The 11,898-nt window shown below is 35.2% G+C and carries 11 protein-coding genes; 10 read left to right on the top strand and 1 reads right to left on the bottom strand.

Annotated features, from left to right (window positions below):
* Window positions 1-51: 51 nt before the first annotated feature.
* Complete coding sequence (locus N9I19_RS11875) at window positions 52-573, bottom strand: DUF2179 domain-containing protein (RefSeq protein WP_061463358.1); 522 nt, start codon at window positions 571-573, stop codon at window positions 52-54.
* 242 nt (window positions 574-815) lie between these two features.
* Between N9I19_RS11875 and N9I19_RS11870 the strand changes: the two genes are divergently transcribed.
* The 10 genes from N9I19_RS11870 to N9I19_RS11825 all read left to right on the top strand — a co-directional run bounded on the left by N9I19_RS11870 (window position 816) and on the right by N9I19_RS11825 (window position 11,611).
* Window positions 816-1,160 carry an avidin-fold protein gene (locus N9I19_RS11870; protein ID WP_176432046.1) on the top strand — a complete coding sequence of 115 codons (345 nt, stop codon included), beginning with the start codon at window positions 816-818 and terminating at the stop codon, window positions 1,158-1,160.
* A gap of 27 nt (window positions 1,161-1,187) precedes the next feature.
* Entirely contained in the window at window positions 1,188-1,757 is a 570-nt protein-coding gene (locus N9I19_RS11865; protein WP_317777927.1) for a histidine phosphatase family protein, read from the top strand.
* A gap of 70 nt (window positions 1,758-1,827) precedes the next feature.
* Window positions 1,828-2,496, top strand: a complete 669-nt coding sequence (locus N9I19_RS11860; protein WP_317777902.1) for an NAD(P)H-binding protein — start codon at window positions 1,828-1,830, stop codon at window positions 2,494-2,496.
* A 282-nt stretch (window positions 2,497-2,778) separates the two neighbouring features.
* Window positions 2,779-3,195, top strand: coding sequence for a BlaI/MecI/CopY family transcriptional regulator (locus tag N9I19_RS11855; protein ID WP_061463356.1), 417 nt, complete (start codon window positions 2,779-2,781; stop codon window positions 3,193-3,195).
* Window positions 3,195-4,049, top strand: coding sequence for a M56 family metallopeptidase (locus N9I19_RS11850; protein ID WP_317777901.1), 855 nt, complete (start codon window positions 3,195-3,197; stop codon window positions 4,047-4,049). The genes N9I19_RS11855 and N9I19_RS11850 overlap by 1 nt, the downstream gene beginning before the upstream one ends.
* Before the next feature lie 69 nt (window positions 4,050-4,118).
* Complete coding sequence (locus N9I19_RS11845) at window positions 4,119-4,547, top strand: DoxX family protein (RefSeq protein ID WP_317777900.1); 429 nt, start codon at window positions 4,119-4,121, stop codon at window positions 4,545-4,547.
* A gap of 1,028 nt (window positions 4,548-5,575) precedes the next feature.
* Window positions 5,576-6,001 carry a VOC family protein gene (locus N9I19_RS11840; protein ID WP_317777899.1) on the top strand — a complete coding sequence of 142 codons (426 nt, stop codon included), beginning with the start codon at window positions 5,576-5,578 and terminating at the stop codon, window positions 5,999-6,001.
* A gap of 880 nt (window positions 6,002-6,881) precedes the next feature.
* Window positions 6,882-7,661, top strand: coding sequence for a hypothetical protein (locus N9I19_RS11835; RefSeq protein ID WP_317777898.1), 780 nt, complete (start codon window positions 6,882-6,884; stop codon window positions 7,659-7,661).
* 1,234 nt (window positions 7,662-8,895) lie between these two features.
* Window positions 8,896-10,326 carry a PQQ-dependent sugar dehydrogenase gene (locus tag N9I19_RS11830; RefSeq protein WP_317777897.1) on the top strand — a complete coding sequence of 477 codons (1,431 nt, stop codon included), beginning with the start codon at window positions 8,896-8,898 and terminating at the stop codon, window positions 10,324-10,326.
* 712 nt (window positions 10,327-11,038) lie between these two features.
* Complete coding sequence (locus tag N9I19_RS11825; protein ID WP_317777926.1) at window positions 11,039-11,611, top strand: YybS family protein; 573 nt, start codon at window positions 11,039-11,041, stop codon at window positions 11,609-11,611.
* Window positions 11,612-11,898 lie beyond the last annotated feature (287 nt).

The following is an 11,898-nucleotide window of genomic DNA, read 5'->3' as shown; positions in this document are numbered from 1 at the left end:
ACCAAATAATGCAAAAGCCCATCTTTATAAAGATGGGCTTTTGCATTTCGTTCAGCTTGCTTTATTTTTCAACCGGTCCAGTAAAAATCCACCTTTAAAATAGCGTGGTTCATATGAAATGATGAAAGCCTTAGGTTCAAACTTTTCAACGGTTGCTATTAATTCTTGTTCCCGGTTTCGTTTTGTCAAGATTTCCATCCGATAGCGGTTGCTATCCCTGCCCTCGCCCGTATAAAGAGTGACACCAAATCCGTTGTTCCTTAGGGTATCAACTAACTGTTCATTTTTGGTTTGGGTATTAACGGTTACATTAATAAAACCGATGGCGAGTTTTTGCTCAATTTTCGTACCAAAAATTATTCCGATTCCAAAACCGACTGCATAGACAACCATGGCGAGTATGCTTTGGTCACCGCCAAATACAAGGGATAAACCAAAAACGTATACTAACATTTCTGCGATACCCAGTATCGAGGCAAGTATGGTAATATTTTTTACTAAGAAAATGGTTCGCAGCGTGTATATCGGAACATAAATAAGTTGCAATAGCAGAATCAGAAGTATTTCTTTCAATTGAGCACCTCACCAATATCTTCTAGTTAAATTTAGATGTTTCATCCTCGGGAATGTTCATACTATATGTAACATCTTCCATAATCTAACCACACTATAATAGAAGAATTCAATGGGAAATATTAAGTATTTTTTATGGAATTTCCATTGTGAACGAATTAAGTATTTATAAGATTTTTCAATACTCTTTTTTTTATTAATTTGGTATCATTATCCTTATTGATTAATATGGGGGAATGAATATGATTAATTATGATGGACGGATATTCAGAGCAAAAGTCAACTCTGAAAATGGGGAAGTATCAGGAAATACTTCCTTTCACTATTCACAAGAAGGTTCTATTCTTTCAGCAAGTTATCAGGGTGGAGAGATTGTTAAAGGTACGTTAATAGGGCTTGTCCATATGGATGGATCTCTTGAATTCAGGTATAATCATATCAATGAAAAAGGTGAAATAAGAGGAGGAAGCTGTCTTTCCACCCCTGAAATGCTGCCTGATGGAAGGATACGTTTGCATGAAAAATGGAAATGGTCAGATCTCGAGCATAGTGAAGGACACTCCATCATTGAAGAAGTGAAAAAATAAGATTCTGCATAGAGGGGTTTGAGGACAATTACTACTATTTGTTTAGTGCGGCATGGTCAAACAGATTGGAATGCACTAGGGAAACTGCAGGGGCAGACTGATATCCCTTTAAATGAACTAGGAAAGATACAGGCACGGCAATGTGGTGAATTTTTGTCTAAAGAGGATTGGGATGTAATCATATCAAGCCCACTAAAAAGGGCAAGGGAAACGGCTGAAATCATTTCCAATTATATCGAAGTTCCGGTAATTGAAAAAATAGCATTCATTGAAAAGAATTTTGGCGTCGCTGAAGGAATGACAGCAGCTGAAAGGGAAGCAGCATTCACGGATAAGTTATATCCCGGTCAGGAAAATCAGGATTCTTTACGAAACAGGCTGATGAATGGGCTTCAGGAAATTCAAAAGGAGTATCCTGACAAGAAAGTGATACTTGTTGCACATGGCGCTGTCATTCATTTCATTTTACGATTGATGTCAAACGAGTCAATCGTTTCCATAGAAATGCGGTTGTTTAATGCATGTTTGAGTACGATTAGATTTGATGCCGATTCCTGGATTATTGATGATTTCAATCAAGTGAATCATTTATCTTAGTCCTATATTGGTTGTGGTTAAAAATGGGTATGGTTGATATTCAGGAGCTAATGAAGGAAAGAAGGAAATCATGACTAAAAAGACGGCATTGATTTTAGGGGCTACAGGTGTGGTCGGTACCCAGTTGGTTAAAGAGATAAGCAGTAGCAAAATCTATAAGGAAATCCATTTTATGACAAGAAGGGAAACGGAATTCACAGAGCCCAAGTGCACAGGGCATATTGTGGATTTCGAAAATTTATCCAGGTATGCCGATTTGTTCAACGTCACGGATGTTTTCATTTGTTTAGGTACAACGATCAAGAAGGCTAAATCCAGGGAAGCTTTTCGTAAAGTTGATTATAATTATGTAATCGAAGCAGCTAAAATGGCGAAAACATCCAATGTTGAAAAATTACTCGTCATAACAGCCATGGGAGCCGATTCCAAATCAAAGTTTTTTTACAGCCGTGTTAAGGGCGATGTGGAAGGAACACTACAACACCTAGATTTGAATTCTGTACATATTTTCCGTCCTTCCTTACTTCTTGGAGAACGAAAGGAATTTAGGGCAGGTGAAAAGATTTCTAGTATGCTAAGCCCATTTGCTAAATTTCTCTTTATGGGCCCTTTACGCCCATATCGTGCCATAGAAGCAAACAAAGTAGCTGCTGCAATGTATGCTGCAGCCCAAAAGACGACAAGGGGATTTCATCTTTATAATTCTGATGAAATAGAGAGACTTTCAACAAGGAGTTAATCATAAATTCATGAAATGAGCCTCCAATAGGCTCGTTTTTTTATAATATTAAAGCCGTTTTGGATGCATCTGACAGCGGATGAACATTTGTAGCTGAAAAAAGGAAGTGGAGTATAACAGTGAGAACCTGGATAAATTGGAAAGTCCAGGCCAAAGGGGTCTGGAAAGGTAATTAAAGTCAATCAATAGAGAAATTCATGATACTACTTCATTTCTAATCTTCCGGATGAAACTTGATTCCAACAAGGTTTTCCACTACAATTCGTAGTGGGAGTGATAAAAATGAATATTAAAAATTTTAAATATGATGAAGTTGGACTAAATCGTTTCTTTGGTCCCTTGGAAGCTAATATCATGGAATATTTATGGGATAAAAATGAACAGAGTATTAAAGCTGTCCAGCAATCCTTGGAGCTTGACAAGCCTATCAACTTTAATACTGTAATGACAGTCATGAACCGTTTAGTTGAAAAGGGCATTCTTGAAAAGAGGTCCGAAGGAAGGCTTTCATTATTTCGCCCCGTGCAGTCTAAAGCCGAGTTTTTAGAAGAGCAGTCAAAGAAACTGACTGAGAATTTGCTGGATGAGTTTGGCGGGGCTGTCATTAGCCATATGCTTGATGCCATGAAAGACGCTGACCAAGGTTTAATTGAAAAATTGGAACAAAAAATTCAATCGTTAAAAAAGGATAAATTATAATGTGGAAGAAAAAGTCTTATTTTGTGATAAGCCTGAGTCTTTTAATTGCTTGTGTAGTATGGAGCCAAATGGGAGCGTTTTTGGTACATATCTTTTTTGGAGTAAATATTAAAGCCAACTTTTTTAAATTTTGCTTTAGTCTATTCAAGGAAGGTTCAGTTTACTACTTTGTAGTCATCACACTTCTCAATATAGTAATATCCTATAGTATATTGAGCACCCTTTTCAAAATTGCAGAGCAATATCTTCTATCCAGAAGGTTTAAACAAAAGCTTTTTACCTACAAAAACGTTGAAAAGACAAGGACAATAAATGAAACATTCAAACAGGTCAACAAAGATATCTTAGTTGTTAATGCTGATCAACCACTTGCGTTTACGCTTGGTTTCAGGCGACCTTTCATTGTTTTAAGCACTGGTTTAATTCAATTATTGGAGCTTGACGAGCTGGAAGCGGTAGTGGAGCATGAAGCATTTCACAAAAAAAGATATGATCCACTGGTAATCTTTATTTTACAGTTGATCTCGCATTCGTTATGGTTTGTTCCACTGACAAAATGGTGTTATAAAAATTACAAAATAATAAGTGAATTATTAGCCGATGAATATGCGATTAATAAAATGGGCACTGATTTAGGCATAAGCGCTGCTTTGTTGAAGTTAATTAAACATTTTTGCTCTGATAAATCAACTCCTGTCATTGTCCACTTCTCAAATGAATCGGTAAACTATAGACTTCAGCAATTAGTTGATCCTCATAAAACAATTCCTTTGAGGGCTGATAGTACCACGATTTTTGTTTCTATATATGTTTTGGTGATATTATTGGGAATGACTATAGTGATTGTCGGATGACTTTCACTTGATTTTTTTGCAAGTTTACACTACACTTTGTAGTGTAAAATAAATAAAAGGAGATGTGTCATGAATAAACAAGAAATTGGTACCTTTTTATTAAGAATAATGTTGGGAATTACATTTTTGTTACATGGTTTGTCAAAGTTCCAAGGTGGATTGGATAACACTTCAGGATGGTTTCAAAGTATGGGCATTCCAGGGTTTTTGGCCTATGTTGTTGGTACAATTGAATTGGTTGGAGGATTAGCTTTAATTTTAGGTCTTGGAACAAGAATAATTTCTGCTCTCCTTATATTCATTATGGCTGGTGCAATTGTTTATGTGAAATTTCCAGCAGGTTTTATGGGGAATGGAGAAGGTACAGGTTTCGAACTGGACCTAGTTCTTATGATTATTGCACTTCACCTAGTATTAAATGGAAGCCGATTCCTATCTATAGACTCTAAGCTACCAAACCCTAAAAAAACGAAAAATTCAGAAAAAATAGCGAGTTAATAAGGAAGCTTACCAAATTGAAACGAATGGATTAAAGTCAAAAAAAAACTTTTCTACTGAACGGATTCAAAAAAATTAGTCAAGGAGCTTGAGGGCATGAATCCGATAATTTACTTGGGTCATGCCTTTTTCATTTCACCTTGATTCGTTGGTGTTTCTTTAGAAATCCCGATATAATCTTCTATTTCTTGTTTGAAGTGATCCATGCTCTGAAACTGATGTAAAATCAAGCATTTCAGATATAAGTAATTTACTATAAACGAATTGTCAAAACACATCCTTTCTTAATCCATTATAAAAAGGTCAACCAATTACCTTGGAAGTTTAAAGAACAGTCTTCAATTGTGGAGGATACCTTGGATTATGCAGTAAAAAAGGCATAGTATATACTGGATTGCCAATGAACGTGGTAGTTTTGACGAGAATTTCCCTTTAAGATCCAAAGAAATTGATAAAGCGCTACAACCCATTGAATAAAATCGATAACCTACTAACAAATACTTCATATAAGCCCCCCTAATCTATTCACATTAAGAAATACCATTATTTTTATAAAGCTATACTCATTAAAAAGGTGACAAACGTTCCCTACAGAAGGATAAAAATACGAAGACTCCTCCTTAATTACACTTGTTTTATTTGATTCAGGGGATAATGAATATATGTTCTTCCTAATTTGATTGTTAAAGAAATGCAAATGGTTCTTGAACCTTTCATAGATATACAGATGGACGAGGAACCTACTAGCTTGAGAGCTCTTGTGGAACTTCCAGCTGCTGTTGAATCAAGTATTAGAGAATTATTAAATGATCAAAATGAAAACCAACAATTGTTGAAGCATACATACACCGAGATAGGATAACAAATTGGTTTTGAGTGATTTTTATTGACGAACGTATGTTCCTTGTTATAAAATATATTCATGGGTAATAATGGTATAGTGGGTATTGCCACTGACAATTTCAAAAGGAAGCTTGGAAGTTACTCATGCCGTGTAAAAAAATTAGAACAAAAGGAGCTATTTAACTATGACAATGAGATTGTCTCCCTATTTAATGATGAACGGAAATGCGAAGGAAGCGATTCAATTTTACGAAAAAGCATTGGATGCGAAAGTCCTTTTTAATCAAACTTTTGGAGAAATGCCAGAAAACCCGGAATTCCCTTTACCAGAAGAAGCAAAGGAACTTGTTTCACACGCAATGTTAAAGGTTGGAGAAACGGACCTCATGTTTTCAGATACGTTTCCGGGTCAAACCAGTCAAACTGGAGATCAAGTTACGATCTGTATTTCAACTAACGATATCGAAGAATCAAAACGAATTTTTGAGTCCTTGTCGCAAGACGGACAAGTGAAAATGCCGCTCCAGGAAGCATTTTTTAGCCCTGCTTATGGTATAGTATTGGACAAATTCGGTATTACCTTTCAAATTTACACAGAGGCTCATCAATGAATTTTCTCTAGGAAAAAAATATCCCCAAGCTATAGTAGCTGTTTTTTTGAATCTTAGTTGCAACAGAAGGCACAATAGTTGAAAAATCAAACCCCAATTTCTCATTGTTATCACTGAGAGATTGGGGTTTTTAATATGGAATATCCCTTACCGCATGGATGAAACTTTAGATGCATTTTAAAAGCTCCCTTCTTAATGAAGCATCACACAATGGAGTCCCGCAAGTATTACGCGGATTCACAACAATAATTAAGGGGAGTTTTATTAAATCAAAATACCCCTCACAGTACTCACTCTTCATTAATAATGTTTGTACTCAACTAATATAAGGCTGCCTAATAACCGAAGACCACCATTTGTGTCATGTCTTGGAAAGGAAGGGAGATATCGTTAATTATTCTTTGCCATCTTAAATTTTGATACCTTTTCGTTATCCTTCTGTGATATCTGTCATCTATTCTTTAACTGTTTGTTATTTGTATAGGAATTAGCTATGCTATTATTTAAAACATTAGCATACATACAAGCCAAATAGGATGTAACAAATTACAGATGGTACAGGCAGTGCTATAGAAATAAAGTAGATAATTTCTTCCTAATCAGCATGATACCTTAAATAGGGGCATTAAAATCGAGAAAAAGCAGTCTTAAATAACTCACTCATATCATTTATCGTTTAGAAAATATATACACTTCAATTGAAGTCGGTTTGAATCGTTCCTTTTTATTATATTTATATCTATTAATTTCCCGCCAAAATGCCACATCATCCATAGCCTGCTATTTACCAGAGTTAAAATGATTCATTTTTTTCAATTAATAGGGTAATATCACTCAATTTAACATTGCTTGGCGTAATAAGATGAAAAGGGGGAACTTTGTGAACACAGATCAAGCTTTCGACCTGTTAAAGGATGCAGGTGTTACAGAAAGTAGTAATATTCAAACTGTTCGGCGATGGCTGCGTGAAGGAAAGATTAAATACGAGGGAGGAAACGGGAAAAGAAAAACTGGATATATTCTGGATGATACAGACCAAGCTTTCGACCTGTTAAAGGATGCAGGAATAACAGAAAGCAGTGGTATTCAAATTGTTCGACGTTGGTTACGAGAAGGTAAGGTTAAATACGGGGGAAACGGAAAGAGTAACACTGGATACATAATCGATGACAAATCCTCAAGGCTGGCAATAAATGATATATTAGATCAAAATAAGGACGAAATCATACACCGATTAAAATTAAAAATACAAGCCCAAGATAAGCAAATAGAAGGAATTGAGGAACTTAATGAGACTGCAAAAAAAATATTAATTCAGCAAAGGGATATGTATAAAAAGGAAGTAGTCATTCTAAAGAATGAAAAAAGTGAATTGCAAAATGAAACAAAGGATTTATTAAAAGAAAATATTGAATTACGTAATGAATTGATAAAAGTAAAAGCCAACATAAGAGATAATTACAATTACGGCTCCACTGCCCAATCAAATGATTATAGTGAAAAATTAGGGCTTTCAAAAATGGCGAGTTATAAAGAATTGTTAGCCGAATATAAAGGGTTATTAAAAATAACTCATCCAGACCATAACGGCAACGCAAAGGTCTTTCATTACATTAAGACTGATTTCGATAGTTTTAGAAATAGCAACAAAGGTAAATGATTTAGGGTTTAAATTCAAGCAAGAATGCTGAATAAGGTAAGGACTGTAATGTAAAAACTAATAAGAGGTTGAATTCGAATTTAATAAAGAATCCTTGTTCTATAGTGTATTTATTTTAGAGGTTCCATGGTCTTGACAGATACATCAAATCTTATTAACCAAAGGATTTTCTCTAAGTCTAAAACGTGTTCAACGCTTAATGAGCAAGGAAAGTATTCGTTCTATCACGAAGAAAAAATATCGTTCTTATCCACTTCTGTATTGGATCTTCATTCAAAGAAAGTAGTAGTAGGGTATTTCTTTTCAAGTTCTATGACGACAGAACTGGTCTTAAAATCTTTTGAAAACGCTCATTTTTCACAAAAGCCCTTGGTTGCTTAGTTCTTCATACGGACCTTGGCTTACAATATACAAGCAGTGAGTTTAAATTCATCTTTTCCAAAACCACCTTTTTAAGCAATCCTTTAGTCAACAAGGCTGTCCGTACGATAATGCCTGTATTGAATCCTTTCAAATGGAAACAAAGTCAATCACGTGCGATATCTCGAATATCAAACAGCTAAATTAGTGATGCTTCAATTTATTGAAGGTTGGTATAACCGAAAAAGAATTCACAGCAGCTTAGGATATAAAAGCCATTGAAGATAAAATTAGAAATACAGCTTAAGGTTTAACTTTTTGTGTCCAAAATATTGACTCAAATCCACAGTACATAGAAAAAGTGTGTTTTGAAATTAATCGAAACACGCTTTTTTATATTCAATTGAATCATCCTTTTATAAAAAAGTTTAATAATTTTTGTGATCCTTATTCAATTAAAGCTTCCGATTATGGAAGATCTCATTGAAGATAAGCCCCTGTTACTTTGATTAATTCACAATATTTTCAAGTGGGTTCCCTTTTACTTCCAAAAATGCGTTGAAATCCATAAAGTAAAAAACTCCTTATAAAAAGAAATAAGCGGAAAATTGAAACTTATTTAATCGAACTAATGTAAATCCCTTTTAATAACACCAGTCAATATAAATGCAAAAAACAACATCTATGACTGCGTTTAGTAATATAAACAATTTGAAATTTTTTTTTATCAATTTTAATATCCGCATAGAACATACCAAAAACGGACCATTATTAAAAGGAAATTTCCCCAATTCCTTGGCCCTAAATGATACTAATAGAGCATCCCTAATCATATTCTTATAATAGAAAACAATAAAAAGGGGTGTAAAGTTAGTTGATAAAAGAAAAGGTTAGCTTACGACCCATTGTAAGTAAGATAAATTTACCCACCGTTTTGAAAACAACTATACTTCCGGGTGACTCAATTGAAAGATTATTTATTGCAACTCAGGTAGGAGAGATCTTTTACATAGGAAACGGAGTTATTAGGATTTTTTTAGATATTCGCTTGCGAATCTTAAAATTAGGTAGTTCTGAACAAGGTGTTTCAGGTAGAGGATATGATGAACGGGGATTAATAGGGCTAGCGTTTCATCCGGAATTTTATTATAACGGTTTGTTTTATCTTCATTATTCAGTAGCTGGAACACAAGGTCCAGGGGCCCTTACTGAACATTTTATGCCTAACCCGTGTGATCCCAGAACTTTAAACCTAAAGTGGATAAATAGAGAAACTCAATATGATCATATTGATACAGTTGAAGAATGGATTTTACAATCGAATGGTCAACCTCAAAAACGACGGACATTACTTAACATAAGAAGACCATTTTTTAATCATAATGGTGTCAATAGCTTAAACTTTTCACCTGAAACCGGAAAACTTATTTTAACAACTGGAGATGGTGGAGCAGGCTATGATCCATTTAATTTAAGTCAAGATGATATGGAGATAGCTGGTAAAATAATTGAAATTGATGTAATTAAGAATACATTTATCGATGATCCACCCGTAGTCACACGTTTTAATGAACTTCCCTCACATATTCAGGAAACGCTTACGGTAATCGCAAAAGGGGTTCGCAATATAACAGGCATTTCATTTCAAAAGTTTTATAATCAGTATATCAAATATGTGGGGAATGTCGGACAGGATTTGGTAGAGTCAATTTTTTCATTCGTTAATTATAAACCAATACCGGTTACTCAGCTTATTCAAGCTTCTTTAATGAGAATTAAACCTGACCAAGAAGGATTTATTAACTTTGGTTGGCGAGGGTGGGAAGGTGCTTTTCCTACTTCGTTTATAAAGGGCTGTTCTGAAAATCCGACTTTGAATGAGAAAACGATTGCTTATTACAATGACACAGTAAAAACTTCTGTGAGGCGTCTACAGCCTTTAACTAGTTATTTTCATAAAGATCCTCGACCCGATAAGTTTGGAGGAACTGCACTTACAGGAGTGCAAGCCTATATGGGGAATAGAATCCCAAATTTAACGGGAAGCGTTGTGTTTACCGATCTTGCCCGGAAGGAAGAATCTCGACCTCCGGTTAGAGGGGTTTTAGCTTATACCAGGGTAAGTTCAGATTGTAAACTAAACGATTTTAGTGTTGTTGAAACTGATTATAACTTTGGGACGCAATCAGCTTATTATGTTAGTTTGGGAACGAATCTGGATCAAACCAGACTATATTTAGGGGTTTATGGCTCTATGAAAGCGACTGATTTTAACCAAGGTACTGTTTTTGAAATTGTTCCATGATTTATTAAAACTATCGACGGCTGGAGTATTTATCATATATTTACTGTATTTGTGACAATAAAGACAAAGTAGAAAATTTCAAAATAGAGCTAATTGTAGTTTCGTAATAAAGTTTGTTCAAAAATACCTTGCACACCCATGCCCATCAACTTAAGGAATTCATTGTTCCCCCAAATGAAAAATAGGAAGGAACACCAAAGGAATGTGCCTGTCCAAACTTGCTCATTTGAAACACGGGAATTTGTAGCTGTTCCTTGCCAAAAATAAATTTTTTTATCGGGACCAAGATAACACCGTTTTATGATGATCTCCAATCTAGGTAAATCCTGAACTAATATCCTTCTTGGAGCCATCTGGTCTTACAATAATAATTAATCCCTGGTGTGCAACATAGATATTAAATTTGTGAAAAAAGTGAAAAACTGGCAAGTGGGGGGATCCCTCAGCTATTACTCTTGTTCCGCTTGGAGTAAGCATAAATACTTTACCATTTCCAGAAGAAATTTTAGCATCTGCAATTAGCATTTCCCATCGATCCGTAAACGTTAATTTAATTGGAGTTGTAGACGTTTGCAAATACTTTAATTTTTTAAATAACCATGGAGGGGCAATCCTCATTCCAATTGATTACTAACAGGAAATATAGCATAAAGCGAAAGGGAAAGAATAGTATAGAAAGTGACAAATTGGTTGTTTTTAGGGGGTGGTTTTAATCAATCGGTTTGTTCGTTATTGGTATCAATCGATGATAGGGACAGCTGCAAACTATGTTCCTGTGAGAAAAATGACCCTTGCAACCAAGTTAGTTATTACAGCCTTATTGAGTACATTTTCCACTATGCTTCAATCAGCAGGGGGCTTTATGCCTGGTATAGGCTTTCTAATTAGTTTTCTGGCGACATTACCAATTTTTTTAGCTACTTGTTTTTCTATCCGCCAGGGAATCCTCTCTTATACCCTTACGATTTTCCTTTTATTTATTATTCAGCCGAGTGAACTAATTATCTTTCCCTTTACAACAGGTTTATTAGGTCTTGCGATGGGTGTGGCCTTTTTACAATTGAAGAGGAGAATTGTGGTTGTTTCCTTTTCATCAATATGTCTACTTACGGGTATCATGGTGATTCTGTATGTATTCCGTTTTCCAGTGCTAGGCCCTACTGTTGATCCAACTATGGATCCAAAGGTTATTGCAATAATATTTATATTGAGTTTTCTGTACTGCTGGATCTTCGCGGAACTTTGTAGAATACTCATGAATAGATTGTGTCGGGCATTGCCTTAACAGTTGAGTAAAATCTTTTTGAACGAATAATCAGAGTTTGGACGTTTGGGGTATAAGGGCGTGGAAACTCTAGCGGATGTTCCTCATGCTTTTCCACCTTTACATACTGCCCGTTGGGTAAGTGGTGTGCAAATACATAACATAACTGCATGGTGAAAAGAAATGCAAAGTTAAGCTAATAAGAACTTGGATATCCGGATTGCCAAACAATGAATCGTCTACACTTATCTGGACAGATATTTTAAGGGCAGCTACACTTAACTTATTACAGATAAGGAGCACTCAAA

This window comes from Peribacillus sp. CSMR9 (assembly GCF_033141925.1).
Lineage (GTDB): Bacteria > Bacillota > Bacilli > Bacillales > DSM-1321 > Peribacillus > Peribacillus simplex_A.
This window is presented reverse-complemented; position numbering and strand designations above follow the sequence as displayed.

What these genes read in the sequence shown, in the direction of transcription:
- N9I19_RS11870 (WP_176432046.1), top strand. Translation starts at nt 816, where the DNA reads ATGATTAATTATGATGGACGGATATTCAGAGCAAAAGTCAACTCTGAA.
- N9I19_RS11860 (WP_317777902.1), top strand. Translation starts at nt 1,828, where the DNA reads ATGACTAAAAAGACGGCATTGATTTTAGGGGCTACAGGTGTGGTCGGT.
- N9I19_RS11855 (WP_061463356.1), top strand. Translation starts at nt 2,779, where the DNA reads ATGAATATTAAAAATTTTAAATATGATGAAGTTGGACTAAATCGTTTC.
- N9I19_RS11850 (WP_317777901.1), top strand. Translation starts at nt 3,195, where the DNA reads ATGTGGAAGAAAAAGTCTTATTTTGTGATAAGCCTGAGTCTTTTAATT.
- N9I19_RS11845 (WP_317777900.1), top strand. Translation starts at nt 4,119, where the DNA reads ATGAATAAACAAGAAATTGGTACCTTTTTATTAAGAATAATGTTGGGA.
- N9I19_RS11840 (WP_317777899.1), top strand. Translation starts at nt 5,576, where the DNA reads ATGACAATGAGATTGTCTCCCTATTTAATGATGAACGGAAATGCGAAG.